This window comes from Microbacterium sp., assembly GCF_031988965.1.
GTDB lineage: Bacteria > Actinomycetota > Actinomycetes > Actinomycetales > Microbacteriaceae > Microbacterium.
In genome coordinates this window covers 50,092-76,655 of sequence record NZ_DALZXX010000003.1, presented here as the reverse complement: position 1 = coordinate 76,655, position 26,564 = coordinate 50,092, and the positions used below count along the sequence as shown (strand labels likewise).

The window sequence follows — 26,564 nt, the reverse complement described above, 5'->3', positions numbered from 1 at the left end:
CATCGTGTCGATGCGCACGCGGTCGCCGACCGCGCCCGTCACACCGCGCACCTCGACGCCGAGTCCACGCACCGCCTGCACGACGCCGGTGTGCTCGGGTCGCGCGGCGGCGAGAGCGCTCGACCAGGTGCTCGTCGTCATCGGAGGATCTCCTCGCCCTGGTCGGTTTCACCCTCGAGGGCCGCATGCACGCGCCGCAGTGCCTCGCGGATGCGGGTGTCGACCGCGCCGTCTTCGATCTCGATGAGCGCCCCACCGGCATCCACCGACGATGATCCGATCACCTCGACGCCGGAGACGAGCTCGCTGAGATCGTCGTCGTCGTGAACGGTCCGGGCATCCTGCTCACTCAGGACGACCCGCGTCCAGCGCTCCGCGGCAACCTCGGCGACGGCCCTGCGCACGGCGTGCGCGGCGGCACGCGCAGGATCCGACAGCTCCGTGCCGATGATCATCGTCGCGAGCTCGAGCGCGAGCCTCTCGAGCTCCTCGGCATCGACTGCTCGCATCGCATCGGCGCGGGTGTCGAGTGCCGCACGGGCCGTGTCGAGGGCCTGCAACGCCGACCCCCGCTGATGCAGGTAGGTCTCGGCGAGTTCACGCTGACGATGCTCCGCGATGTCGGCCTGCTGCATCGCCTCGGCACGCGCACGCCGGAGGCCCTCCGCATAGCCGTCGGCGTAGCCGCGCGCCCGCGCCTGCTCGGTCTCCCCACGGAGGTCGATCGGAGGCTCGCCCACACGCGGCACCACCAGCGGTGTGAAGGCGGAATCGAGCACGGTGGGCACCCCGGGAGTCGAAGGTCTGGCCTGTCCGTGGCCCGAAGGGCGAGCGATCCGTGCTCCCCCGGCACTATCGCGACACTGCGGCGATGGCGTAACCATCCCCGCGTCCCGCCGCGGCACTGGGATCACTCGATGAGCTCGTCCTCGTCCTCACGGGAGATCGTGATCTCCTCGGACGCCTCGAGCTCGCGGATGATCCGCACGATCTCCGAGCGCGCCTCGTCGACCTGACGCATGCGAACCGGGCCGAGCACCCGGGTCTCCTCCGTCAGGTTCTCCTGGTTGCGCTCTGTCATGTTGGTGCGCACCTTCTCGACGATCTGCTCATCGGCGCCCTTCATGGCGAGCGCGAGCATCCGCAGATCGATGCCGCGCAGAACACGCTGCGCGTCGCGATCTTCGAGACGCGCGAAGTCGGCGAACGTCACCATGCGGCTCCGGATGTCCTCCGCGAGTGCCAGGTCGCGCCCCTCGAGAGAGGCCAGGAGCGACTTCTCGAGTGCGGTGTCCGAGCGATTGATGATCTCGACGAGCGGCTGCACTCCCCCGATCGACTCGTGGTTGTCGCGCATCGCGAACACCCCGGTGCGCGAGCGCAGCGAGTCGGCGACGATCGAGATCGCCTCCTGCGTCGCGGTGCCCATCGTCGCGATGGCCTGGGCGACGTCGGTGCGCAGCGGATCCTGCAGCGCGGCGAGCACCGCTGCGGCGCGGTCTGCGCGCAGGTTCGCCAGCACGACGGCGACGGTCGTCGGCAGCTCTCCCTCGAGGATCGTGGCCAGCTGCGCGGGATCCGCGGCGTTGAGGAAGTCGAACGACACCGAGCCCTGCGACATCACCCGCCCGACCATTCCGACCGCCTTCTCACGCCCGAAGGCGGTCTCGAGAAGTCCGGTCGCGAGTTCCTGCCCACCGCGCGACGGCACCGAGCCACCGGTCGCGATGCGGCGGAACTCTCCGAGCGCGCGGGCGGTGGACGCCACGTCGACACCACCGAGCTGCGTGAGCTCGGCGGCCAGCATCTCGGAGCGCTCCTCACCGAGATGACGCAGCACCTCGGCTCCTGCAGCGCGATCCATGTTCATCAGCACGATGGCGGCCTTGCGCAGACCGCTCATCTCCTGTGCGGGCGCCTCGGGCGACGATGCGGTCGATGCCGAGGACACCTCGACCGTGTCGGCCTGCGCGTCGAGCAGCTCGGTCAGCGCGCTCATACCCTCGCCTCGTCCATCAGGCTCGCGAGAGCGCCGGCGATCGCTTCGGGCTCGCGCTTCGCCAGGTCGTCGATCTCGCGGCGACGGCGCTCGACGAGCATCTGGTCGGGCTCGCGCTCCTCATCGAGGTCGACGTCTGCCGACGACAGCGGGCGTGTCGGAGCAGGCAGCGGGATCGCATCCCCGTCCTTCAGCCCCCTCAGCGACTTCAGCTTCTGCTCTTCGCTCTCGGTCACCGTCGCGAAGTACTCGATCGGACCTTCGTCGGTGTACATCACCCGTCGCTTCAGCTTCCTCCGAACGGCGAGGAACACCACGAGGATGATCACCGCGAGAAGGATCGATCCGCCGATGATCGCCGACCGCAGCAGCTCCTGCTGCATCTGAGCCGCCTGCTCGGCCTCGGCGGCCTGCAAGGCGGTCTGAGCCGCCGTCGCGCCCGTCTCGCTGAACTCGACGAACTCGACGGCGATCGCGTCGCCCCGCTCCAGATCGATCCCGGCCGCCGAGGCGACGAGAGTCTCGACCTGGGCGGCGGTGACCCCGGTGACCGCTCCGCGGTTGAGAGCGATGCTCACGGTCTGCCGGGTGACCTCTCCCGCCGGCGTGACGGTCTTCTCGGTCGACTTGTTCACGGCGTTGTCGCGCGAGGTCTCCTCGAACTCGTAGGCACCGTCACCTGCGGCGCCGTTGGGCACGGCGATGTTGTCGGGACCGAGAACGCCGGTGCCTCCGGCCTGACCGCCGGTGTAGGTCTCCGTCTTGGTCTGCTCCGACGCGCTGAGCGCGCCCTCGGGAGCCGAGTAGGTCTCATCCATGCGCTCGGACGTCGAGTTCGCGACGTCGGCCGAGACCGTCACGGTCGCGTTGCCGGGACCGACGATGGTCTCGAGCATGGAGCTCACGGATGCCGCGACCTTCGCCTCGTGCTCGGTCGCCTGCTTCGACGAAGTGCCGGTGAGCCCCGCACCCACGGCGGAGAGCACGGCGCCGTTCTGATCCGTGACGGCCACATCCTCCGGGGTCATGCCCGGCACCGCGGCGCTCGTGAGATGCACGATCGCCGCGATCTTCTCGTCGCCGAGCGTCGAGCCGTTGCGGGTCTTGACGAAGACGGATGCCGTCGGGCTCTGCCGCTCCGACACGAAGACGCTCTCCTCGGGAATGGCCAGCTGCACGGATGCCGCGGTGATGCCGTCCATCGAACCGATCGTGCTCGCGAGCTCCCCCTCGATGGCGCGCTTGTAGGTCACGGACTGCTGGAACTCGCTCGCGGTCACGCCCATCTTGTCGAGCAGCGTGTATCCCTCGCTCGAGTCGCCGGGCAGACCTGCGGATGCCGCGGCGAGTCGCTGGGCGTAGACCTGATCGTCCGGGACCAGGATCGTCGCGCCGCCCTCGGCGAGCTCGTACGAGACGCCGGCGGTCTTCAGCTGGTCGACCACGGCGGAGGCGTCTCCGGCGCTGAGCCCGGTGAAGAGCGGACTCATCTGCGGTCGCGCGAGCCACGATCCGAGTGCGATGGCGCCCATGACGAGCAGTGCCACCCCGATGATCGCGATCGTCCGCTGGGCGAGGGAGAAGCCTGAGACGACCTGCTTGGCGCGGTCGAAGTACCCCGTGAGCATTTTCGGCATGGCTTAGGCCTGCATCCTCATGATCTCGTTGAAGGCGGACACGCTGCGGTCGCGCACGGCGACGACCAGGTCGAGTGTCACGGAGGCGCGCGAGGACGCGATCATCGCCTGATGGATGTCCTGCAGATCGCCGGTGACCGCCTGCACGGCGAGTTCGTTCGACGACGCCTGCAACTGCTGGAGGTTCTCGACGGCTCCGGTCATCGAGCTGGCGAACGCGCCGCCACCGGTCGTCGCCGGCGCGTCGACATCGCCCTCGAAGCTCAATGCGGAGAGCGGGCTGACTCCTGCGGCCGAGATCCCCTCGATGGGAGTGCTCATCAGTTGCGTCCGATCTGCAGCGCTGCCTCGTAGGTCGTCTTGGCGCGGTCGACGACGGCGGCGTTCGCCTCATAACCGCGCTGCGCGACGATGAGCATGCTCATCTGGTCGCCGAGTTCGATGTTCGGATACTGCACGTACCCCTCGGCATCGGCGTAGGGGTGTTCGGGGTCGTGGACGCGCTTCGCCTCCGCCTCGGATTCGACGACCCCGGCGACGTACACACCCGGGCTGTCGGTGCCGGCCTGCACGGTGACGAGCTTCTCGCGGAAGGCCTCCTCGCCCGCAGGCGTGGCCGTGTTCACGTTGGCGATGTTGTCGCTGAGGGCATCGAGCCACTTGCGGTGCGCGGTGAGACCGGAGCCGGCGATGCCGATGGCGTCGAAGGTCATGCGGAGGCCTGGCCGATCGCCTTGGTGATCGATGCGGACTGCCCGCCGATCGCCTGGCTCGCGAACTGGAACCGCAGCACCGTGTCGATGTTCGACAGCGTCTCGGTGTCGAGGTTCACGTTGTTGCCGTTGATCCGCGTCGGCTCGAGCGACCGTTCGACCGTGGGGGTGACGGAGCCCGAACCCGATGAGACGGCGGAGCGGAGTTCGTCTTCGAACTGCACCCGCTTGGCCTGATAACCGGGGGTGTTGACGTTGGCGATGTTCTCGGCGATCGAGCGCTGGCGCAGGGCCAATCCGTCGAGCGCGCTGATCAGCGCGGAAGAGGTAACCGATTCGAGCACGGGGGCACTCCGGACGTTGGTGGAGAAGCCGATCCCTGGCCAATCGTCGAGCTATCCGTGCTCAGGTGGGACTATCGCGACAGAGTGTGCGCGGCGTAACCGCGTCGGCTCACCCTTCGACGTCGAGGTAGGCGGGAGTGTCGCCGGGGCTCGTGGTCGGCACGCGACGCAGCGCGGCGATCTCGCGCGCGACGTGGGCACGCGACGCGACGAGGCCGCCGATCATCAGCTGCTGGCGCGCGAGCACGGCCTCGGCTCGTTCACGAAGGGGCTCGGGGATGGGGCCGGCCGGCCTGTCGAACTCCGTCGGCTCCAGCTGCTCGGCGGCGTCGAGGGCACGCTCGAACTGGTCGAGCACTGCCAGCCATGCCGTGAGGTTGTCGGGCACGGGCGGTCAGGCCGATGCCGAGGCGATGCCGTGCGCAGAGCCGGTCATCGAGGCGGCGGCTTCGTGCCAGGCGTCGCGGAGCGGTGCGATGATGTCGCGGCATTCCGCGGTGATCGCCGCGTCACGATCGATGTTGGCGGTGATGAGGCGACCGGTCAGGTACGTGTAGACGCCGCGCAGGTCATCCGATCCGTCCCAGACATCGGTGAGCGAGCCGCTCAGCTCGGCGACGATCCACTGCGCATGCGTGAGGTGGGTGCCGGCGGCGATCCAGTCGCCCGCGTCCTGCGCGACGCGCGCGCGGTCGACGTCGACCAGCAGGCGGTCGTACAGCAGGATCAGCAGACGCTCGGGCGAGGCGGATGCGACCTGCTGCTCGAGATACTGCTGCTTGGCACGGTCGAGCGAGGTGATGGGCATGATTTTCGACTCCAATGCGGATGCGAGATCGGGGCGTCCGGTCAGGACGACGAGCTGGGGGTCATCGCGGCGAGCTGGCCCGTGAGCCAGGTGGACTGCGACTGCAGCTTCGAGAGCTGCACCTCGAGCTGCGCGTACGTGCGCTCGAGCGTCGCCTGGCGCTGCTCGAGCCGGATGTCCCACCGCTCGACCTGCGTCTTGAGGGTCTTGACCTCGGACTCCTGCCCGGTGATCCGGGCGGTCAGCAGCCCGTCGTACTTGTCGGAGTACTGCGTGGCGACGCCTTCGAGTCTGCTCGCCACCCCCGAGAAGAGCTCCTGGGTCGCTTCGGGGTCATCGGCGACAGCCGCCGCGAACTTCTCGGCGTCGAACGAGAGCACTCCCTTGTCACTGATGGTGATCCCGATCGTCGACGGCGAGATTCCGTCCACCGGATGCTGCACCGCGTTCGCGAGCGCCGTGCGGAGGTTGCGGACGGTGCTGTCGCCGGTGAAGACACCGAGGGTGGTCGACTCTCCCACATCGCCGACCGTCGCCTTCGAGCCGTTGTCGATCCGGGTCAGCAGCGACGCGATCTCCTTGATGAAGGCCTCGGCGGTGGACGTCTGCTTCTTCTCGTCGCGGGTGACCGTCACCATGACGGGGTCTGCGCTCGGCTTCGACACCGTGACGTCGATGCCTTCGCCCACGCTGATGGTGTTGCTCGCACTCGTCAGCGTCTGCTCTGCCGCGGTGCCCGCGAAGAGGCGCACTCGAGCGTCCGCACCCTGGGTGAGGAGGGCGGCACCGGACTCGGCCCCCATGTCGACGGACGTGCCCGCGGTGACGTCAGCCGCGGATCCGCGGTGGATGGCGAACTCGCCGGCTTCGCCCGTCTCGATGGATGTCAGCTGGATGCGCGAGAGGGGCTTGCCGTCGGCATCCGTCCCGGCGGGAACCACCGTCGCCATGACGCCGGCCTTGGCATTGTTGATCGCCTTCGCGAGGTCCTGAGGCCCGGTCCCGGTCGGCGTGATCTCGACGGGCTCGCCATCGGTTCCCACCACGGTGAAGGTGCCGCCCCAGGCCGACGATCCGGCTGCGGCGGTCACGACGGAGTGCGCGGTGGCGACGGCATCGACGACGATGCCGGTCGAGAACGCGCTGGCAGTGGATCCTGCCGTCACCGTCACGCTCTCCGACGAGGACGACGCGGTGAACGAGGCGAGTGAGGTCGGTGTCGCCGCGGTCTTGGCCTTGGTGACGAGGTCCTGCAGCGTCGTGTTGAGCGACTGCAGGTTCGTGATGATCGTGTTGCGGTCGGCGATCTTGTTGGTGATCAGCGTCTTCGGGATCGCCGACACGTCCATCAGCGCCTTGATGAGCTCTTCCGTCTTGAGCCCTGATACGAGTCCGTCGAGTTTCATCCCGGTCGTCTTCCGTGCGATGCGGTCAAGGTGTCCTACAGGAAGGCGCCCGGGCGGAGGTGAATCCGCCCGGGCGCCTGGTGCGCCTCAGGCGCAGCGACTCAACGGAGCAGCTGCAGGACGCCCTGGCCCGACTGGTTCGCCTGCGCGAGCATGGCGGTACCGGCCTGAGCCAGGATGTTCGAGGCGGTGTACTTGACCATCTCGGCAGCCATGTCGGTGTCGGCGATGCGGCTCTTGGCTGCACCCAGGTTCTCCGCCGAGACCTGCAGCGAGTTGATCGTCGACTCGAAGCGGTTCTGCGCCGCACCGAGGTCCGCACGCTGCGACGAGATCGCGGTGATCGCGGTGTCGATCGCGGTGACGGCCGCGGCCGCTTCCGTGGCCGAGTCGAACGAGAACGCCGCAGTGACAGCGTGCGTGGACGCGGCACCGGCAGCACCGTAGGTGATGTCGGTGATCGAGGCCAGAGCGGCCTTGAGGTCACCGCGGTCGACCGCGATCTGCGACGACGAGTCTCCGTTGGCTCCGACCTGGAAGCTCAGAGCGGCGCCTCCCTTGAGCAGGTCGATGCCGTTGAAGTTCGTCGAGTCGGCGATGCGGAGCAGTTCGTCGGTCAGCTGGGTGACCTCGGTCGTGATCGCGGCGCGCGAGTCGGCGTTGTTCGAGTCGTTACCGGCCTGCACCGCCAGGTCACGCACACGCTGCAGGATCGAGTGCACCTCGGTGAGCGCGCCTTCCGCGGTCTGGATGACCGAGATGCCGTCCTGAGCGTTGCGGGCTGCGACGTTCAGGCCGTTGACCTGCGAGCGCAGGCCCTCGGAGATGGCGAGGCCGGCGGCGTCATCGGCAGCGCGGTTGATGCGCAGACCACTCGAGAGCTTCTCGAGCGACTTCGAGACGTCGTTCTGGTTGACGGACAGGTTGCGGTACGCGTTGAGCGCGCCGACGTTGGTTGCGATCTGAAGACCCATGTTTATCCTCCGTGGTGATGGGACTGAATGCCGGCCCATCCGTGGGCCTGCACTCTCCACATTCGCGACGTGCGGATCGCCCGTAACCGCGGGCGGGGAGAATTCTCAGACGGTGGCGAGCACGCGCGCGACAGGGGCGTGCTCCGCCGGGGTGGCGGCGCCGAACAGCGTTTCGAAGAAGTCCGATCGGGCCTTCGTCGAACGGTCTCCGGTCGTGCCGTCCTCCCACGCCTGCATGGCCTCGCGCATCAGCGTCAGTCCCTTCGAGCGCAGCTTCGACACGTAGGCATGACTGACCGCGAGCTCCTCCGCGATGTCCTTCACCATGCGATCGTCGAGGTAGATGCCGCGCACCACCTGGCGCATAGCCTCGGGAAGCGCGTCGATGACCCGCGCGAGCATCGTGCGCAGTTCCGACTGTTCGACAGCGTGCTCGGGCAGGATCACACTGTCGGTGAGGTCCGCCGCCTGACGCCCGGTCTCCACGTCGAAATGCTCCTCGAAGCTGGTCGCCGTGCGCACCATCTCGTCGAGCTTCTGCATCTCCACGACCGCATCGATGTCGAGACCGGACTCCCGCGCCAGCTCAGCGGTCGTCGCGATGCGGCCCGTCCGCGCGAGCACGGCTTCGGCTGCGACACGGAGGCGCTCGATCTTGTCTCGGCTGCGTTCTCCCGCGGGGTCTGCACGACGCATCTCCGAGAGCATCGCCCAGTTGATCTGGCTGCTCGCGAACGCGCCGAACGGAATGCCGCGAGAGGCGTCGTACGACATCGCGGCTCGGGCGAGTCCCATCCGCGCCGCCGAGAGCAGATCGTCGAGATCGACGTGCGTCGCCGAGCGCGCCTTCTCGACCGCCAGGAAGGTGGCGAGCGGCATGTTCTCGCGTGCGAGCTGTTCCGGTGTCGGAGCGACAGCCTGACCCGAATCGGAATCAGCGAAAACATCAGAATGACGCGGCAATGTGACTCCGTGGCTTGTTCAACTGGTTTATCAGGAACATAGCAGGATTTACGCATATACAAGTAGAAAATTTAGACTGTTTGTCGCGCCGATGGCGCACCACATGACTGCACCGGCAGGCGGTCCTCGTCAGATTCACCTCTCGTGCGCGGCGTCCTCTGCTCACTAGACTCGACGCGTCACCGCACAGGACGATCATCGACGGTATCCGGCGGACGGCGGACTGTGCAGGGCGGACCGACGAAAGAGGACGACGATGGCTGTGATCTCCCGCGGGTTCGGCGCTCGCCGCCGAGAGTCCGACGAGCGGCTTCCGCCGGGACAGTACCTCACCGAGGACTTTCCCGTCCTCTCCGCCGGCCCCACGCCTCGGGTCACGACCGATACCTGGGAGTTCGCGGTGGTCGGGCTCGACGGGATCCGGCGGACGTGGTCGTGGGAGGCGCTGCATGCGCTCCCGGTCGACACGATCACCACCGACATCCACTGCGTGACTCGCTGGTCCAAGCTCGGCACACAGTGGCGCGGCGTCTCGCTGGACCATCTGCTCGCGGATGCCGGTGACGGCGACTTCACCCGCGTCTTCTCGTACGGCGGATACACGACCAACGTCCCGCGCGCCGATCTGACGAACGGCAGGGCATGGATCGCTTTCGAGTTCGAGGGCGAGCCGCTCGGAGCCGAGCACGGCGGGCCCGCGCGTCTTCTCGTTCCGCATCTGTACTTCTGGAAGTCGGCCAAATGGGTCCATGGCCTCGACCTTCTCGAGAACGACGAACCGGGGTTCTGGGAGCAGAACGGCTACAACATGTACGGCGATCCGTGGAAAGAGGAGCGGTACTGGTGACGACCGCGTCACCGTGGCTGGTCGCCCGTGTCGCTGAGGTACGACAGGCCACGGCCCACGGTCGAGTGCTTCGTCTCGCCGTCGACGGGTGGCCCGGGAACCTCGCGGGACAGCACGTCGACGTGCGCCTCACGGCTGAGGACGGCTATCAGGCCGTGCGCTCCTATTCGCTGGCGTCATCCGGCGACGCACCCCTGCTCGAACTCGCCGTCGACGAGGTGCCGGACGGCGAGGTCTCCCCGTACCTCGTCGAAGATGTGCGTCCGGGCGACGAGCTCGAGGTCCGCGGACCCATCGGCGCGTATTTCGTGTGGACACCCGAACGGCAGGAGTCGGTTCAGCTCATCGCCGGCGGGTCCGGCGTCGTACCGCTGCTCGCGATGGCGCGCGTGCACGCTCTGGCCGCGAGCGGGGCGCCGATGCGGATGCTGTACTCCGTGCGCACCCCGGACGACGCGTTCTACACCGACGAGCTGAACGCACTCTCCGGCGAGACCTTCGCTCTCCACTGGGCGTACACGCGCTCGTCCCCCGCCGGCACCGCCCGCCCCGCCGGCAGGGTCGACGCAGCGACGATCGCGGCATCCACGATCCCCGCCTCGGAGAACCCGTCGGTCTACGTGTGCGGACCGACAGGCTTCGTCGAAGCGGTCGCCGACCTGCTCGTCACGGCAGGTCACTCCCCCGATCGAATCCGTACCGAGCGCTTCGGAGGTGCCTGATGCGCGCACATCACCCCGGCCATCACGAACGCGTCGACGGAAACGCCGCAGGAGGGATCCTGCTCGACATCTTCGGTCGGGACATGACGGGCGCGCGAGCGGCGTGTGCGCACTGCGAGCACGAGGGCCCGCTGGCGAATGCCGTCGCCGAGGTGGACGACGCCGGCATGATCCTCCTCTGCCGGGGATGCGGTCATACGCTGCTGACCGCCGTGCGCTCCGACGGCGTTCAGACACTCATCATCGGCGGGCTCCGTCGCCTGCGGTGGCCGCTGTAGAGCCATGCGACGCGACTGACCCTCACTCCTGATCCGTGGTCTGCGATGATCGGGACATGGGCAAGCGACCTCGAGGCACCTGGCGACGGCAGGCATCCCGCGATGCCCAGATCGTCGACAGGCTCGATTCGACCCCCGTCGTGATCGAGGGCGATGCCCACGATCTCGTGAACGATCTGCGGGAGAGCGCACGTGACGACGGCGTGCTGCTGCAGACCTTCGCGACCGCGACGGAGCCCGCGCAGGTCGTCATCCTCGCGATCGAGGGCGACGGCCGTTCGTCGCTGCTGAAGATCAACACGCTGCTCCGGTCGGCCTCTGGGGCGGTGGCCGCGGATGCTCTGCGGATCGCCGTCATCCGCAGTGGTCGAGCACGGATCGCACCCGCGAAGCTGCAACGACTCCTCGCCTCCGAGATCCTCTTCCAGATCTCCGTGGCGGTGTCGCCGATCTCGGCCGGCACCCGCGATCGCTCTCTGCGACAGCGCCTCGTCCTCGGCTCTCTCGATGCCGCAGGGTTCACCGTGCTCCGCGTGGGCTGATCCTCCACGATCAGAACTGCGGCGAGCTGCCCGGAGTCAACCGTGCGCGAGCACCTGCAGACCGATCACGGCCAGCGCCAGCACGGCTTCCCCACCCAGTACGAGAAGTCGCACCTGCCACGACAGACTGATCCTGCGCACCGCGAGGAAGCCGATGCCGACCAGCGCGGCGACCAGGGCGACGGCCGCCCATCGCAGTGCCGACTCGACACTCCACCATTCCCATGCGGACGTGGCGAGCAGGATGAACGGCAGCGCCACGGCACCGAGCGCACCGAACGTCGTGACGACGGCATGGCGGAACTCGGCGGCGGTCATGAACCGTTCATGCACGACCAGGTGAGAGATCAGATCGGCGGTGAAGACGGCGAGCAGGGTACCGAACACGGTCACCGCCAGGGTCCGCAGCGCCTCGCCCGCCTCGACCTGGCCGTGGGTCGCGAGGGCGAGCACCACAGCAAGCGCGGCGAAGGTGAGATAGATCCGCTCTTTCAGCCGATCGGCTCGTTCATGCCGGTCCGGTGCCGTCCTGGTTCTCACTCGCATCTCCTCATATCCCGATCCGACGCCGCATCCACGACTCCGACTCACGGTACGCGGTCAAGGCCTGACAGCGCGGTTCGTTCTGCGGGATGCTGTACTTGTGAAGTCTCCCAGCACTGACGCTGCACCGCGCATCGACGGCGTTCCAGCCGTCGAGTGGATCGCCGCGCATCGCCATGTCCTCGTCGATGCCGCGATGGCCGAGCTCCGCATCGATGCGGTCGGCGATGATGCCGAACGTGCAGCGCAACTCCGATGGATCCTCGATTACAACGTCGCGCTCTTCACCCGCGTGTTCGGCGGGGTGGCGTCTCTCGACGAGTCGTCCGCATCAGAGCTCGTCGCATCTGCCGCGCTTCGAGCTGCCGAGGGATTCGCGGTCGAGAACCTCCTCGAGACCTACGTCGGCGGGACCGCGGCGATCTGGCGGCACCTTGCGGCTCACGTGCGCCCCGAGGAACTGGCCGATCTCATCGCATTGACCGGATCGCTCTTCGAGTATCTGCAAGGAGTCATGGCCCTGGTCGTACGAGGCTACGACCGCGAAGCCTCGCGCGTACGACTCGGAGAGAGGGACGCCCGCTACGCGCTGTACTCCGCGCTTCTCGCCGGCGCCGACCTCGACCAGGCGTCCGCACGGTCGGGGCTTCCCGTCGCACACCGATACCTGGTTCTGACGATTCGCGTCGCCCCCGAGGACAGTACGGGGCGTGAGGCCGGCCATATCGCCTCGATGCGGCGAGGCAACGCGCTGCTTCGCACGCTCGACTCTCTGGCGCAGGGCGAGGTCCTCGCCGTCATCGGCGATGGGCGCAGCACCGCCCTGATCCCGCTCTCCGACAAGACGGACACCGACGAACACGAGCGAGTGCGAGAGGCGATCGACGGTCTCTCCGCAGAACTGGGACTCCCCGTCCATGCCGGCGCGTGCGTCGCCGTGGCATCCGGGGTGTCTCATGCGGCGTCCCAGGCGGAAGAGATCCTCGACCTCGTGCTCGCGATCGATCAGCCCGCCGGCGCATGGTTCCTCGAGGACGTACTCCTCCCCTACCAGCTGACACGCCCCAGCGCCGCGTTCGACGTGCTTCGCGACCGCCTGGGAGTGCTCGGCGAGCACCCCCATTGGCTTCGGACGCTGCAGACGTATGCGAAGCAGGGCTGGGACCGAACCGCAACAGCGCGTGCGCTGCACGTTCATCCGAACACCGTCGATTACCGACTGCGGAAGATGGCACAGGCGACGGGGCTGGATGCGGGCGATCCCGCGCAACGACCCCTGGTGCTCGCCGCGCTGCATGTGCGAAACACCGACGGCATCTGACGCGACTTTTGGAGATCTCACAACAGCTGGGCGCGAAGACACACCAGGCGTCGCTATCGGCGCACGGCTGAGGGGCGAAGACTCGAAGGATCGTCATCCTTCGTACAGCGTCGTCACCGAGGAGTCCCTGTGGCCGTCGAACCCACCGCCAACGTTCTCGAGAGCGCCACGCGCTCGCGCACCGGCATGATCCGCGTCGGAATCGCCATGATGCTCGGCACGGTCGCGTTCATCATGCCGTTCAGCGCCGGCAGCAGCATTCTGCTCCCCGCTCGGATCGCGCTGACGAACCCCGATGAGAAGGTCCAGCTCCTGGCGCTGATCACCGGCATCTCCGCCGTCGTCGCCCTGCTCGCGAACGTGATCTTCGGTACCCTCTCCGACCACACCCGCACCCGCTTCGGCGCTCGCAGCCCCTGGATCCTCGGCGGGGCCGTCGCCACCGCGCTCCTGCTCATTCCGGTATCGCTCGCCGAGGGCTTCGGCTGGCTGACCTTCTGGTGGTGCCTCGCCACCGCCGCCATCAATGCCACGGCGGCGTCCGTCGCGGCCATCCTCCCCGATCGCGTGCCCCATCACCGTCGAGCGACCATCGCCGCACTGATCGGCATCGGACTGCTCCTCGGCCACGCAGTGGGAGCCGTCGTGGGATCGATCTTCGCCGAGCGCACGACACTCGGCTTCCAGGTCGTGGGTGGACTCTTTGTCGTCCTCGCGGTCGCGACGGTGATAATCGCCCCGGATTTCTCGAACCTCGACTCGTCCCGCGTGCGGATCCGGATCGCCGAGGTCACCGCATCCTTCCGCTTCCCTCGGCACGCACCCGACTTCTACTGGGTTCTGTGGGGGCGGCTGGTGCTCGTGCTGGGCTACTTCATGGTCAACGGGTTCCAGCTGTACATCTTCACCGACTACGTCGGGATGACGGAGGCGGATGCTGCGGCAGCCGTGCGGCTGAACTCCATGATCTTCCTCGGTACCGCACTCATCGGCGCTGCGATCGCCGGCCCGTTCTCGGATCGACTGCGTCGCCGGAAGCTCCCCGTCATCCTCGCTTCCGTTCTGGCTGTGATCGCCGCGGCTGCGCCGATGCTCAGCTCCGACCACCAGGGCATGATCTGGTTCGCGATCATCGGCGGCGTGGCCTTCGGCTCGTACTATGCCGTCGATGCGGCGCTCACGAGCGAGGTGCTCCCCAGCGACGAATCGCGAGGACGCGATCTCGGCATCCTCAACATCGCCAACACCGGCGGTCAGGCACTCGCTCCTGCGGCGAGCGCTGCACTGGTCGCCGTGGGGTTCGGCTTCTTCCCCGTCTTCATCGGGGCGATGGCGTTCTGCGCGCTCGGTGCCCTGTGCATCGCCCCCATCAAATCCGTCCGCTGACCGAAAGGCGCACCCCATGACATTTCCCACCGAATCAGACGGATTCCTCACGACGCAACTGCTCGAGGACTGGCAGCGGAGCCTCGATGCGAGGGGGCTGCGTGCCACCGGGTCGCCCGCACATGCGGAGTACGTCGACGACCTCGTCGCCCGTCTGTCGGCCGCAGGGGTCGAGGATGTGCGCACCGAAGCGGTGCCGATGCGGCGGTGGACACCACGCGACTGGTCGCTGCGCGTCGACGGCGACGACGTGCCCGTGATCGCCCCCGTGTCCTACTCGGGTGCCACTCCCCGTGGGGGCGTCACGGCAGTACTGTCCGCGGAGCCCCGTGCCGGCACCATCGGTCTCGTCTCCGTGGCGCGGCCGCCGTACAGCGCAGGGCTGTTCGACTCCCTCGACTGGGGAGCTCCCGCGCTTCCCGAGCATCCTGAGGGCTATGACCCGTCGCTGCCGTACGAGAGGATCTGGCTCAGCCAGGACGAGATGCGCGTCCAGCTCGCGCGATTCGCGGCGGCGGGGGCGGTCGGGCTTGTGATCGCGGTCGACATGCCGGCCGCGGCACTCACCGACGCCTACCTCCTCTACGACGGAGTGCATCGCGGGCTGCCGAGCCTGTTCGTCGGACGCGATGAGGGCGACGCCCTCCGCGGTCTTCTCGGCGAGGAGGTCACGCTGACGCTCGACGCGACCGTCGATGAGGTCGAGACACACAACATCATCGGCCTCATCCCCGGTGCATCCGACGAGCTCGTCGCCGTGCAGTCGCACACCGACGGGACGAACGGTCTCGAAGACAACGGGCCCGAGGCGATCGTCGCCATGGCCGCCCACTTCTCGCAGGTCCCTCGTGAGGAACTCGATCGTGGCGTTCTCGTGCTCCTCACCACGGGGCACTTCGCGCTCGAGGAGGCGTGGGGAATGGAGGCTTTCCTCGCCGCCCACCGAGATGATCTCGTACCCCGCATCGCCGCCGCACTCTGCCTCGAACACCTCGGCGCCCGTTCGACGGACGACGACGAAGAGTACGAGTTCGGATGCTGCTTCGCCACCGCGCACCCTCCCGTGATCGACGCGATGCGCACCGCCCTGATCGCCGCCGGTGTCACCGAGGCGCGCGTCGTGCGTCCGTTCGTCGCCGACACCACCGGTCGTTCCCCCGACGGCAAGACGTGGCCGGGCGACGGCGGCCCGTTCTGGCACACCGCAGGACTCCCCTCGGCGAACTTCATCACCGGTCCGAACCATCTGCTGAACGTCGAACCGGTCGCCGACCTGATCGACGTGAAGGCGATGCGTCGACAGCTCGTCGCCTTCACCGGCGCCGTCCGTGAGCTGAGCCGTACCCCCTGGGACACGTTGCGAGCATGACCGAGGCCACCACCTGGGACTTCGGCGAGTCGGTCACGGGATACCACTGGGCCTCCACCTCACCTCGGGGAACCGTGCTGCTGCAGCACGGGTACGGCGAGTACGCCGAACGCTTCGTCGACAGGCACGACCGCTTAATCCCGACGCTTCTCGATCGGGGGTTCGATGTGTACGCCTTCGACCTCCCCGGTCACGGGTGGTCCTCGGGCCATCGGGGAACGGTCGATGTGGTGGCTGCCGCAGAGATCCACCGCGCAGCGAAGAACGCGCTGGCTGCTCGGGGGCCAGTACTGCTCTACGGGCACTCCCTCGGCGGGCTCATCACCGCCCACACACTGGTCGATGATCCCTCGGGCGTCTCCGGAGCCGTGCTCAGCAGCGCGGCTCTTCCGCTCGACACGGGATGGTGGCTTCGGAGCATCGCCCACGCGCTGTCCGCCATCGCGCCCACCGCCCCGGTGCCGCTGCGCCGAGCACCGACCTCGTCGCTGGCTCGCGATCCCGGGAATGCCGAGATCATCGCGGCAGACCCGCTGATGTATCGCGGCGGACTCACTAACCGCACGGCCCACACTGCACTGCGAACCGTGATGGATGTCTGGCGACTCGCGCCGCACTGCATGGCGCCTGCTCTGTTGCTCCACGGCACCGCGGATCAGTCCACTGACCCGAAAGGCAGCGAGCGCCTGGCTGCACAACTGACAGGACCGGATGTCGCGCTCGAGCTCGTACCCGACGGGCGACACGAGCTTCTCAACGACACCGATCGACGTCGCACACGTGATCTCGTCCTCTCGTGGCTCGAGCGCCATGACGGCCGGTCCATGGCCATCTGAACTCGATCAGTGCGGCGAGGAGCCGTCCCCGGGCGTGATCGCGTCGACGAGCCGCTGCTCCGCCGAGGCCAGGTGGTTCGCCAGAACGGCGGCCGCGAGTTCAGCATCGCCGGCGCCGAGCGCGTCGAGCATCTCTTCATGCTGGGCGGCGATGACGGCCGCATCCAGCAGTCTGCGGTCCTGCACCTGAGCCATGCAGAGCCGCACCTCGTCGAGCACGCTCCGGTACATCCGCGACGTGCGCGCGCTGCCGAGCGCGTCGATCAGCGCCGTGTGGAATCTCAGGTCGGGATCGACCGTGGCAGGGTCCGGCCCGGTCGGCATCGCGAGCAGTTGCGCGTTGGCGTCGACAGCCGCGTCGGGAACCGTTCGCGACCGGGCCAGCTCTCTCAGTGCCGCACTCTCGAGTCGGCTTCGCGTGCGGTACACGTCGCGCACCATCTCCGCATCAATCGGGATCACTCGCGCGCTCCGGTGGGCGGTGCGCACCAGCAGGCCCGCACCGACGAGCTGCTCGATCGCCGCCTTCGCCGTCGGCCGGGCGACGCCGTAGGCCGATGAGACGCGCGCCTCGGTCAGCGCGCTTCCCGAGGGGATCTCGCCGTTGAGGATCTCGTCGCGCAGCCGCAGGGCCACGGCTTCGACGACGCCCACGACTCCGAGGGGTCCTGCGAGACGTTCAGAGGTCATGGGATCAGGATAAGGGGCCATGGGTATCCGGTACTCTTGTCTGACAATCTGGCGAAGGAGCCCTATGTCCGCGACACTGCTCACCCCGCTCTCCCACGACCTGCTCGGAGCAGATACCGTCGTCGCCTCCCGCTCGATCGACAGGTTCGCGCGCGCGCACGATGCCTCGCACTACCTGCTGATCCCCGACGCCGTCCTCTCGCCGCAGGATGCCGCCGGCGTGGCGCGCGCCTTCTCGGCCGTCCGGGCCGCCGGACGCACGCTCACCTTCCGCTCCGGGGGAACGAGCCTCTCGGGCCAGGGGGTCTCCGGCGACATCCTCGTCGACACTCGGAGCGCCTTCCGCGACATCCGCGTGGAACACGAGGGCGCTCTCGTCCGAGTCGGGCCGGGGGCGACGGTGCGCCAGGTCAACACACGCCTCGCCCGGTACGGACGCAAACTCGGCCCAGACCCCGCGAGCGAGATCGCGTGCACGATCGGCGGGGGCATCGCCAACAACTCCAGCGGCATGGCGTGCGGCATCACCGAGAACTCCTACCGCACCGTCGACTCCCTGCTGCTGGTCCTCCCGAGCGGCACCGTCATCGACACCGGAGCACCCGACGCGCTCGACCGTCTCACCGCCGCTGAGCCCGCCATCGTGGCCGGGCTCCAGGAGCTGCGCACCCGGCTGCTCGCCTCGCCCGAGCACGCGGCGGTCGTGCGACAGCAGTTCTCGATGAAGAACACGATGGGCTACGGGCTCAACACCCTGCTCGACTTCGACGATCCCGTGAAGATCCTCGAGCACCTCGTCATCGGCTCCGAGGGCACGCTCGCGTTCGTGGCGGAGGCCCGATTCCGCACGGTCGAGGTGCGTCCCCACATCGCCACCGGCCTGCTCGTCTTCGAGACCCTCGCCGACGCGATGGCCGCGCTTCCCGAACTGGTGACGCACGGACTCGCCACCATTGAACTGATGGATGCTGCCTCCCTCCGTGTCGCGCAGGGGCTCGCCGATGTCCCTGCGGCCATCGCCGGCATCGCGGTCGAGGGGCACGCCGCCCTTCTGGTCGAGGTGCACGCCTCGGACCGCGTCGAACTGACGGCGGCCGCCGACTCTGTACTCGCGGCGTTCGCGCGGCTCCCGCTCGCCTCACCGCCCCGCCTCACCACCGACGCCACCGAGCGCGCGTCCCTGTGGCTGGGGCGCAAGGGCCTCTACACGGCGGTCGCCGGCGCCCGACCGAGCGGCACCACGGCACTGCTCGAGGACATCGTCGTCCCTGTCGACCGGCTGCTGGCCACCTGCGAACGACTCATCGAACTGTTCGCGGTCCACGACTACGACGGCTCCGTGATCTTCGGCCACGCGAAGGACGGCAACATCCACTTCCTGCTCAACGAGCGCTTCGACGACGAGAACAGCCTGTCTCGGTACCGGCGGTTCACCGCCGATCTCGTCGACCTCGTGCTGAGCCATGGCGGATCCCTGAAAGCCGAACACGGAACCGGCCGGATCATGGCGCCGTTCGTGCGCACTCAGTACGGGGACTTCCTCACCGACATGATGTGGGAGATCAAACGCCTCCTCGATCCTGCCGGCATCCTCAACCCCGGCGTCGTGCTGTCGGATGACCCCGAGTCGTATCTGCACGATCTCAAGCGCGTGCCGACGGTCGAGAGCGAGGTCGATCGCTGCGTCGAATGCGGGTATTGCGAACCGACCTGCCCGAGTAAGAGCATCACGCTCACGCCGAGGCAGCGGATCGTGCTGCGGCGCGACATGGCCTGGGCTGAGGAGAAGGGCGACATCGAGCTCGCGCGCGAGCTGCGCGCCGACTACGACTACGAGGGTGTGCAGACCTGCGCCGTCGACGGGATGTGCGGTGTCGCGTGCCCTGTCGACATCAACACCGGCGATCTGGTGCGCCGCCTGCGCGCCGAGGAGTCGTCGACACTCGAGGACGGCCTGTGGGATGTCGCGTCCAAGAACTGGGGAACGATCACCCGCGTCGGCGGCGTCGCGCTGACGGTCGCCGACGCCATGCCCGCACCACTCGTCACCGGCGTCACAGCACTCGGCCGCGCCGTGCTCGGCTCCGACACCGTGCCGCTCTACGACAGGGGCCTCCCCCGCGGCGGGTCCAGGCCGCCGAAGCCGACGACCCGCCCCGATGCAGAGGTCGTCTTCTTCGGCGCGTGCATCGGCACCATGTTCGGGGCCGAGGGCGGTGGCGAAGGGTCACGGAACGCCCTGCGCGCCCTGCTCGACCGCGCCGACATTCCGGCCGCGATCCCCGATGACACGGGCGGCCTGTGCTGCGGCACCCCGTGGAAGTCCAAAGGTCATCTGTCCGGATACGAGCGGATGACGGACAGGGTGCTCACCTCACTCTGGGAGGCGAGCAGGCAGGGCGAGATCCCCGTGGTCTGCGACGCCGCCTCCTGCACCGAGGGCCTGCACACCATGCTCGCGAAGGCTGCAGCGGCGCATCCGGAGTACTCGAGTCTCGTGATCGAGGACGCCACGACCTACGTCGCCCGAGAGGTGCTCCCCCGACTGACGGTCGCGACCAAGCTCCACAGTGTCGCGGTGCACCCCACCTGCTCGACCACGGCGCTCGGGGCCACCGGCGCTCTCGCGGCGCTCGCCGCGGCGGTCGCCGACGACGTGTACATCCCCGACGACTGGGGATGCTGCGCCTTCGCCGGCGACCGAGGGATGCTGCACCCCGAGCTCACCGCCAGCGCCACCGAAGCCGAGACCGCGGAGCTGACCGCAGCGGACGCCGCCCGCGACGGATTCGATGCCTTCGTGTCGGCGAACCGGACGTGCGAGATCGGCATGACACGGGCGACAGGCAAGCCGTACCGCCATGTCGTCGAGATCCTGGAGGAGCTGACCCGACCGCAGGCGTGAACCCACGAGACGGGCGCGGGACTTGACGGTGTGGGCCCTGCCGGGATCGAACCGACGACATCCACGGTGTAAACGTGGCGCTCTACCAGCTGAGCTAAAGGCCCTGGTTCACCCAGTGTATCGGTGTCGCAGTGCGCGAGCATGTCGTGGAAGGGGGATAGGCTGAGGGCGGCACGCGCTGTGCACAGCCGACAAGGCTGCCCGCGTCGCTTCCCGTTTCATTGGCATGACCTGCCAGCTTGACGAAAGGCTCCCCCGTGACTGTGCACGACCAGGATCCGTATTCCCAGGGCCCGCTCGACAGCGATCCGGATGAGACGGGCGAGTGGCAGCAGTCGCTCGACGAGCTCGTCGAGGCGAAGGGCCACGGTCGTGGCCGCGAGATCATGCTCAGCCTGCTCAAGCGCTCGAAGGAGCTGCACCTGGGCGTGCCGATGGTCCCGACCACCGACTACATCAACACGATCGCCGCCGAGAACGAGCCCGAGTTCCCCGGCGACGAAGAGATCGAGCGCCGCTACCGCGCCTGGATCCGCTGGAACGCGGCCATCACGGTGCACCGCGCGCAGCGCCCCGGCATCGGCGTCGGCGGACACATCTCGACCTACGCGTCGTCGGCCGCTCTGTACGAGGTCGGCTTCAACCACTTCTTCAAGGGTGCCGACAACCCCGGCGGCGCAGACCAGATCTTCATCCAGGGCCACGCTTCCCCCGGAACCTACGCGCGTTCCTTCCTCGAAGGGCGCCTGAGCGAAGACCAGCTCGACGGCTTCCGTCAGGAGAAGTCGCACGCGCCGCACGGCATCCCGTCGTACCCCCACCCCCGTCTGATGCCGGAGTACTGGCAGTTCCCGACGGTCTCGATGGGCCTCGGCCCGATCAACGCCATCTATCAGGCGATGTCGAACAAGTACCTCGAGAACCGCGGCATCAAGGACACGTCCCAGTCGCACGTCTGGGCGTTCCTCGGCGACGGCGAGATGGACGAGGTCGAGAGCCGCGGTCAGCTGCAGGTCGCCGCCAACGAAGGCCTCGACAACCTCACGTTCATCGTCAACTGCAACCTGCAGCGCCTCGACGGCCCTGTGCGAGGCAACGGCAAGATCGTCCAGGAGCTCGAGTCGTTCTTCCGCGGTGCGGGCTGGAACGTCATCAAGGTCGTGTGGGGTCGCGAATGGGACGACCTGCTCGCCCGCGACACCGAGGGCGCGCTGCTCAACCTCATGAACGTCACCCCCGACGGCGACTACCAGACGTACAAGGCCGAGTCCGGCGCGTACGTCCGTGAGCACTTCTTCGGTCGCGACGAGCGCACCGCAGCCCTCGTCAAGGACTACTCCGACGACGACATCTGGAACCTCAAGCGCGGTGGCCACGACTACCGCAAGGTCTACGCCGCGTTCAAGGCCGCGACCGAGCACAAGGGCAAGCCCACCGTCATCCTCGCGAAGACCGTCAAGGGCTACGGCCTCGGTCCGCACTTCGAGGGCCGCAACGCGACCCACCAGATGAAGAAGATGACGCTGGACAACCTCAAGACGTTCCGCGACGCCATGCACATCCCGATCACGGATGCGCAGCTCGAGGAGAACCCGTACCTGCCCCCGTATTACAACCCGGGTCCCCAGGACGAGACGATCCAGTACATGCTCGAGCGCCGCCAGGCTCTCGGCGGCTACCTGCCGGAGCGCCGTTCCACGCACGTCGGACTCTCGCTTCCCGACGACACCGCGTACGCGCTGCCCAAGAAGGGCTCCGGCACGCAGGAGATCGCCACGACCATGGCGTTCGTCCGTCTGCTGAAGGACCTGCTGCGTTCGAAGGACTTCGGGCACCGCATCGTCCCGATCATCCCCGACGAGGCTCGCACGTTCGGCATGGACGCGTACTTCCCGTCGGCGAAGATCTACAACCCGAACGGTCAGCACTACACGTCGGTCGACCGTGAGCTCCTCCTCGCCTACAAGGAGAGCCCTCAGGGCCAGATCGTGCACGTCGGCATCAACGAGGCGGGCGCTCTCGCGGCGTTCACCGCGGCCGGCACCTCGTACGCCACGCACGGCGAGCCGCTGATCCCGATCTACCTCTTCTACTCGATGTTCGGGTTCCAGCGCACGGGAGACGCCCAGTGGGCCGCAGGCGACCAGATGGCCCGCGGGTTCATCATGGGAGCGACGGCGGGTCGCACCACCCTCACGGGTGAGGGCCTGCAGCACGCAGACGGTCACTCGCACCTGCTCGCCGCGACGAACCCCGCGACGATCTCGTACGACCCGGCATACGGCTACGAGATCGCGCACATCATGCGCTCCGGTCTCGAGCGCATGTACGGCGGCAACCACGAAGACCCGAACGTCATGTACTACATCACGCTCTACAACGAGCCGATGGTGATGCCTGCCGAGGCCGAGAACGTGGACGTCGACGGCATCGTGCGCGGCATCCACCGCGTCTCGGTCGGCGAGGGCGAGGGCCCCCGTGCCCAGCTGTTCGCCTCGGGCGTGGGACTCCCCTGGGCCCTCGAGGCGCAGCAGCTGCTCAAGAACGACTGGGGTGTGATCGCCGATGTGTGGTCGGTCACGTCCTGGACCGAGCTGCGCCGCGACGGGCTCGCCGCCGATGAGCACAACTTCCTGCACCCGGAGGAAGAGCCCCGCACCGCGTACCTCACGCAGAAGCTGCAGGGTGCCGAGGGCCCGGTCGTCGCGGTCAGCGACTTCATGCACGCGGTGCAGGACCAGATCCGTCCCTGGGTCCCGCAGCGTTTCGCGACGCTGGGTGCCGACGGCTTCGGTTTCTCCGACACGCGTGCGGCTGCCCGCCGCTTCTTCAAGATCGACGGACCGTCGATCGTCGTCCGTACGCTGCAGTCGCTCGCCGAGGACGGGGTCGTCGACCGTTCCCTCGCCGCGCAGGCCATCCAGAAGTACAGCCTGCACGACGTGAACGCCGGCACCAGCGGCAACGCGGGCGGCGAAAGCTGAGCCATCGGTGACAGAGTCCTCTTCGCGCGGCATGGACAAGTCCGCCACGCTCACCTGGCTGCGCCGGATCTCCGGTGACATCGCCTCGGTGACGATCAAGCGCCTCGAGGACACCCTCCCGTGGTATGCCGACATGCCACCAGCCCGCCGCTCTGCGGTCGGGCTGGTGGCTCAGGCCGGCATCACCTCGTTCATCCAGTGGTACGAGGATCCGACGTCGACGCCCTGGATCGCCGCAGACATCTTCGCTGCGGCTCCGCGCGAGCTCCTGCGCAGCGTCAGCCTGCAGCAGACCCTCCAACTCATCCGGGTCACGGTCGAGGTCACGGAAGAGCGCGTGGCCGGTCGTGGCGAGGATCTCCGAGAGGCGATCCTGCTCTACTCGCGCGACGTCGCCTTCGCCGCCGCCGATGTCTACGCCCGTGCGGCGGAGGCTCGCGGTCTGTGGGATGCCCGTCTCGAAGCCCTCGTGGTCGACTCGATCCTCACCGGCGAAGCCGATGAGGAGCTCCCGAGTCGCATCGCCGCGCTCGGCTGGCACGGCCACGGCGAGGTGGCGGTACTGGTCGGCACGACTCCCCCGCAGTTCGATGTCGACCTGGTGCGCCGCACGGCGCGCAAGCTGTCCGTCGACGTGCTGATCGGTGTGCAGGGATCCCGACTCGTCCTGGTGATCGGCCGCGCACGTGCGGAGGGCCAGGAAGACGAGGAAGACGATGACGAACTCGGCTTCACCGAGATCGCCGCGCGACTCGAGCCCTCCTTCGGCCCCGGCTATGTGGTCCTGGGCCCTGCCGTCGCAGCGCTCGTCGATGCGAGCCAGAGTGCACGCGCCGCTCTCGCCGGATTCGCCGTCGCTCGCGCCTGGCGCAGCGCGCCCCGCCCCGTCGAGGCCGACGACCTGCTGCCCGAGCGCGCTCTCGCGGGCGACCCGCTCGCCAAGCAGACGCTCATCGAGCGCATCTACCGTCCCCTCCAGGCGCACAGATCTCGTGACCACGCTCTGGAGCTATCTCGACAACGGCCGCTCCCTCGAGGCGACGGCACGCGAGCTGTTCGTGCACCCGAACACGGTGCGCTATCGCCTCAAGCGTGTCAGCGAGGTGATCGGCTGGGATGCCACAGGTCCTCGCGAGGCCCTGATCCTTCAGACGGCACTCATCCTCGGATCCATCGGTGCCGCAGAGCAGGTGCGTCGACGCCCGCCGCTCCGACGCACCCCGCGCTGACCGAGATCGCGAGATCTGTACGCCACACACAAGCGATCTTCGGAATCTTGTGATGGATCATCCACCACTCTGCGCGGATCGTTGGCAGACTGGGGGTGTGATTGTCGTCGTATGCCCGGGACAGGGCTCGCAAACCCCCGGTTTCCTCTCTCCTTGGCTTGAGCTGGAAGGCGTCGCCGACAGCATCGCCGCCTACTCCGAGTCCGCCGGGGTCGATCTCGCACAGCACGGAACGGTGTCGGATGCCGACACGATCCGTGACACGCGCATCGCCCAGCCGCTGATCGTCGCCGCGTCGCTCATCGCCGCGAACGCGCTCACGTCACGCGCCGGACGCCGCGCCGACGGCGTCGCAGGCCACTCGGTCGGTGAGATCGCCGCACTCGTGAGCAGCGGAGTGATCGACGCCGAGACCGGCATGCGCCTGGTCGGCATCCGCGGTCGTGCCATGGCGGATGCCGCGGCGCAGACCCCCACCGGTATGAGCGCGGTCCTCGGTGGCGATGAGGAGACGATCCTCACGCGTCTGACCGAGCTGGGACTCTCGCCCGCCAACTACAACGGCGGCGGCCAGCTCGTCGTCGCCGGCGAACTCGCCGGGCTCGACGCCCTGGCCAGCGAGCCGGTGAAGGGCACCCGCGTGATCCCGCTGCAGGTGGCCGGCGCGTTCCACACGTCGTACATGGAATCGGCCGTGGAGGCGTTGCGTGACGCCGTCTCGACCGTCACGCCCGCGGACCCCGAGATCACGCTGTGGACCAACCGTGACGGATCCGTCGTCTCCGACGGTGCGCAGGCCCTGAGCTACCTCGTCGACCAGGTGTCCTCCCCGGTGCGCTGGGACCTCTGCATGGCGTCCTTCGCCGATCAGGGCATCACCGGCATGATCGAGCTCGCTCCTGCCGGCGCCCTGACCGGCCTCGCGAAGCGCGGGCTGCGCGGTGTCCCGACCGTCGCCGTCAAGACCCCCGAAGACCTCGACGCAGCGGTCGCGCTGCTGAACGGAGAAGCAGCATGACCGCCACCCTCACTCAGGTCTCCGGCCCCGCGTACACCCGCATCCTCTCGTACGGCGCGGCGCGCGGCGAGAACGCGGTCCCCAACGACGATCTCATCGGACCGATCGACTCGAGCGACGAGTGGATCCGTCAGCGCACGGGGATCATCACCCGCGTGCGCGCCGACAAGGGCACGGATGCCATCGACCTCGCCGCCCTCGCCGGTGCCGAGGCGATCGAGAAGGCCGGCATCCCCGCCGACCAGGTCGATCTGGTCATCGTCGCCACGATCAGCAACCCCAAGCAGAGCCCCTCGGTGTCTGCGATCGTCGCCGACCGGGTCGGCGCGAACCCCGCAGCCGCCTACGACATCAATGCCGCGTGCGCGGGTTACGCCTACGCGGTGACCCAGGCCGATGCCCTCATCAGGGCGGGCGCCGCGCGATACGCGCTGGTGATCGGCGCCGAGAAGCTGTCCGACATCGTCGACCCGACCGACCGCAGCATCTCCTTCCTGCTCGGCGACGGAGCCGGTGCGGCTCTCATCGGTCCGAGCGACACGCCGGGGATCGCTCCCGCAGTCTGGGGATCCGACGGGTCGAAGGCCGATGCAGTCGGCATGAACGGCACGCTGACGGAGTTCCGCGACGGCGATGTGCCGTGGCCCACCCTGCGCCAGGAGGGCCAGACCGTCTTCCGCTGGGCCGTCTGGGAGATGGCGAAGGTCGCTCGCGAAGCGCTCGACCGTGCGGGCGTCCAGCCCGAGGACATCGCCGCGTTCATCCCCCACCAGGCGAACATGCGCATCATCGACGAGTTCGCGAAGCAGCTCAAGCTTCCCGAGACCACGGTCATCGCGCGCGACATCGAGACCACGGGCAACACCTCGGCAGCGTCGATCCCCCTCGCCAGCCACCGCCTGATGGCGGAGCACCCCGAGCTCTCCGGCGGCCTCGCACTGCAGATCGGCTTCGGCGCCGGCCTCGTGTTCGCCGCCCAGGTCGTCGTCCTTCCCTGAGAACGCGCCGACTTTCCCTAGACTGTTCCACGGTTCCGAATACAACCCGTAA

At 68.1% G+C, this 26,564-nt stretch carries 25 protein-coding genes, 1 tRNA gene and 1 pseudogene; 13 read left to right on the top strand and 14 right to left on the bottom strand.

From position 1 onward, the window contains the following. Window positions 1-137: 137 nt before the first annotated feature. The 11 genes from RTM68_RS02685 to RTM68_RS02635 all read right to left on the bottom strand — a co-directional run bounded on the left by RTM68_RS02685 (window position 138) and on the right by RTM68_RS02635 (window position 8,844). Window positions 138-788 (bottom strand): FliH/SctL family protein, encoded by a 651-nt coding sequence (locus RTM68_RS02685; RefSeq protein ID WP_312167999.1) that lies wholly within the window; start codon window positions 786-788, stop codon window positions 138-140. Window positions 789-910: 122 nt separating this feature from the next. After that, window positions 911-1,999, bottom strand: coding sequence for a flagellar motor switch protein FliG (gene fliG, locus RTM68_RS02680; protein ID WP_312167997.1), 1,089 nt, complete (start codon window positions 1,997-1,999; stop codon window positions 911-913). Then, entirely contained in the window at window positions 1,996-3,636 is a 1,641-nt protein-coding gene (gene fliF / locus RTM68_RS02675) for a flagellar basal-body MS-ring/collar protein FliF (protein ID WP_194763226.1), read from the bottom strand. Before fliF ends, fliG begins: the two co-directional genes overlap by 4 nt. Before the next feature lie 3 nt (window positions 3,637-3,639). After that, window positions 3,640-3,957, bottom strand: coding sequence for a flagellar hook-basal body complex protein FliE (gene fliE / locus RTM68_RS02670; RefSeq protein ID WP_312167994.1), 318 nt, complete (start codon window positions 3,955-3,957; stop codon window positions 3,640-3,642). Then, a complete protein-coding gene (gene flgC, locus RTM68_RS02665) occupies window positions 3,957-4,349 on the bottom strand; it encodes a flagellar basal body rod protein FlgC (RefSeq protein ID WP_312167992.1) in 393 nt (130 codons plus the stop codon). The genes fliE and flgC overlap by 1 nt, the downstream gene beginning before the upstream one ends. Beyond that, window positions 4,346-4,693: a flagellar basal body rod protein FlgB gene (locus tag RTM68_RS02660; RefSeq protein ID WP_194763229.1), complete on the bottom strand. Its 348-nt coding sequence runs from the start codon at window positions 4,691-4,693 to the stop codon at window positions 4,346-4,348. The genes flgC and RTM68_RS02660 overlap by 4 nt, the downstream gene beginning before the upstream one ends. A gap of 109 nt (window positions 4,694-4,802) precedes the next feature. Then, window positions 4,803-5,081 (bottom strand): hypothetical protein, encoded by a 279-nt coding sequence (locus RTM68_RS02655; RefSeq protein ID WP_312167989.1) that lies wholly within the window; start codon window positions 5,079-5,081, stop codon window positions 4,803-4,805. Between the two features lie 6 nt (window positions 5,082-5,087). Continuing rightward, on the bottom strand, window positions 5,088-5,501 hold the full coding sequence (gene fliS / locus RTM68_RS02650; RefSeq protein ID WP_312167987.1) for a flagellar export chaperone FliS: 414 nt from the start codon (window positions 5,499-5,501) through the stop codon (window positions 5,088-5,090). Between the two features lie 41 nt (window positions 5,502-5,542). Then, window positions 5,543-6,907 carry a flagellar filament capping protein FliD gene (gene fliD, locus RTM68_RS02645; RefSeq protein ID WP_312167985.1) on the bottom strand — a complete coding sequence of 455 codons (1,365 nt, stop codon included), beginning with the start codon at window positions 6,905-6,907 and terminating at the stop codon, window positions 5,543-5,545. A gap of 101 nt (window positions 6,908-7,008) precedes the next feature. Then, complete coding sequence (locus RTM68_RS02640; RefSeq protein WP_312167983.1) at window positions 7,009-7,881, bottom strand: flagellin; 873 nt, start codon at window positions 7,879-7,881, stop codon at window positions 7,009-7,011. 105 nt (window positions 7,882-7,986) lie between these two features. Then, window positions 7,987-8,844, bottom strand: a complete 858-nt coding sequence (locus RTM68_RS02635; RefSeq protein ID WP_312167981.1) for a sigma-70 family RNA polymerase sigma factor — start codon at window positions 8,842-8,844, stop codon at window positions 7,987-7,989. 256 nt (window positions 8,845-9,100) lie between these two features. Here RTM68_RS02635 and RTM68_RS02630 point away from each other — a divergent pair, with 256 nt between their 5' ends. From RTM68_RS02630 to RTM68_RS02615, 4 genes are read left to right on the top strand one after another with little or no spacing between them, the layout of a single operon-like run. Further along, window positions 9,101-9,691 carry a molybdopterin-dependent oxidoreductase gene (locus RTM68_RS02630; protein ID WP_312167979.1) on the top strand — a complete coding sequence of 197 codons (591 nt, stop codon included), beginning with the start codon at window positions 9,101-9,103 and terminating at the stop codon, window positions 9,689-9,691. Continuing rightward, window positions 9,688-10,413: a ferredoxin reductase gene (locus RTM68_RS02625; protein ID WP_312167978.1), complete on the top strand. Its 726-nt coding sequence runs from the start codon at window positions 9,688-9,690 to the stop codon at window positions 10,411-10,413. Before RTM68_RS02630 ends, RTM68_RS02625 begins: the two co-directional genes overlap by 4 nt. Beyond that, entirely contained in the window at window positions 10,413-10,691 is a 279-nt protein-coding gene (locus tag RTM68_RS02620) for a DUF6510 family protein (protein WP_312167976.1), read from the top strand. The genes RTM68_RS02625 and RTM68_RS02620 overlap by 1 nt, the downstream gene beginning before the upstream one ends. 56 nt (window positions 10,692-10,747) lie before the next feature. Continuing rightward, window positions 10,748-11,233, top strand: coding sequence for a hypothetical protein (locus tag RTM68_RS02615; protein ID WP_312167974.1), 486 nt, complete (start codon window positions 10,748-10,750; stop codon window positions 11,231-11,233). Between the two features lie 36 nt (window positions 11,234-11,269). Here RTM68_RS02615 and RTM68_RS02610 read toward each other — a convergent pair whose 3' ends face one another. Further along, window positions 11,270-11,773, bottom strand: coding sequence for a hypothetical protein (locus tag RTM68_RS02610; RefSeq protein WP_312167972.1), 504 nt, complete (start codon window positions 11,771-11,773; stop codon window positions 11,270-11,272). 103 nt (window positions 11,774-11,876) lie between these two features. On the opposite strand from RTM68_RS02610, the gene RTM68_RS02605 reads away from it, so the two are divergent. The 4 genes from RTM68_RS02605 (at window position 11,877) to RTM68_RS02590 (ending at window position 16,688) form a co-directional block, all read left to right on the top strand. Next, entirely contained in the window at window positions 11,877-13,097 is a 1,221-nt protein-coding gene (locus tag RTM68_RS02605; RefSeq protein WP_312167971.1) for a helix-turn-helix domain-containing protein, read from the top strand. Window positions 13,098-13,226: 129 nt separating this feature from the next. After that, window positions 13,227-14,483, top strand: a complete 1,257-nt coding sequence (locus RTM68_RS02600) for an MFS transporter (protein ID WP_312167969.1) — start codon at window positions 13,227-13,229, stop codon at window positions 14,481-14,483. A 16-nt stretch (window positions 14,484-14,499) separates the two neighbouring features. Next, complete coding sequence (locus RTM68_RS02595) at window positions 14,500-15,852, top strand: hypothetical protein (RefSeq protein WP_312167967.1); 1,353 nt, start codon at window positions 14,500-14,502, stop codon at window positions 15,850-15,852. After that, entirely contained in the window at window positions 15,849-16,688 is an 840-nt protein-coding gene (locus RTM68_RS02590) for an alpha/beta fold hydrolase (RefSeq protein WP_312167965.1), read from the top strand. The genes RTM68_RS02595 and RTM68_RS02590 overlap by 4 nt, the downstream gene beginning before the upstream one ends. A gap of 6 nt (window positions 16,689-16,694) precedes the next feature. Here the strand turns inward: RTM68_RS02590 and RTM68_RS02585 are convergent, their stop codons facing one another. Continuing rightward, the gene (locus RTM68_RS02585; RefSeq protein ID WP_312167963.1) at window positions 16,695-17,378 is read right to left on the bottom strand and encodes a GntR family transcriptional regulator; all 684 of its coding nucleotides are present in this window, start codon (window positions 17,376-17,378) and stop codon (window positions 16,695-16,697) included. 64 nt (window positions 17,379-17,442) lie between these two features. Here RTM68_RS02585 and RTM68_RS02580 point away from each other — a divergent pair, with 64 nt between their 5' ends. Continuing rightward, window positions 17,443-20,283, top strand: a complete 2,841-nt coding sequence (locus RTM68_RS02580; RefSeq protein ID WP_312167962.1) for an FAD-binding and (Fe-S)-binding domain-containing protein — start codon at window positions 17,443-17,445, stop codon at window positions 20,281-20,283. Between the two features lie 31 nt (window positions 20,284-20,314). Here the strand turns inward: RTM68_RS02580 and RTM68_RS02575 are convergent. Beyond that, window positions 20,315-20,387, bottom strand: a tRNA-Val gene (locus RTM68_RS02575). Between the two features lie 153 nt (window positions 20,388-20,540). Here RTM68_RS02575 and aceE point away from each other — a divergent pair. The 4 genes and pseudogenes from aceE to RTM68_RS02555 all read left to right on the top strand — a co-directional run bounded on the left by aceE (window position 20,541) and on the right by RTM68_RS02555 (window position 26,512). Continuing rightward, complete coding sequence (aceE, locus tag RTM68_RS02570) at window positions 20,541-23,267, top strand: pyruvate dehydrogenase (acetyl-transferring), homodimeric type (RefSeq protein ID WP_312167961.1); 2,727 nt, start codon at window positions 20,541-20,543, stop codon at window positions 23,265-23,267. Window positions 23,268-23,298: 31 nt separating this feature from the next. Then, window positions 23,299-24,496, top strand: a pseudogene (locus RTM68_RS02565) (PucR family transcriptional regulator). A 97-nt stretch (window positions 24,497-24,593) separates the two neighbouring features. Further along, window positions 24,594-25,514 (top strand): ACP S-malonyltransferase, encoded by a 921-nt coding sequence (locus RTM68_RS02560; protein ID WP_312167959.1) that lies wholly within the window; start codon window positions 24,594-24,596, stop codon window positions 25,512-25,514. Beyond that, on the top strand, window positions 25,511-26,512 hold the full coding sequence (locus RTM68_RS02555) for a beta-ketoacyl-ACP synthase III (protein WP_312167958.1): 1,002 nt from the start codon (window positions 25,511-25,513) through the stop codon (window positions 26,510-26,512). The genes RTM68_RS02560 and RTM68_RS02555 overlap by 4 nt, the downstream gene beginning before the upstream one ends. The last annotated feature ends 52 nt before the right edge of the window (window positions 26,513-26,564 follow it).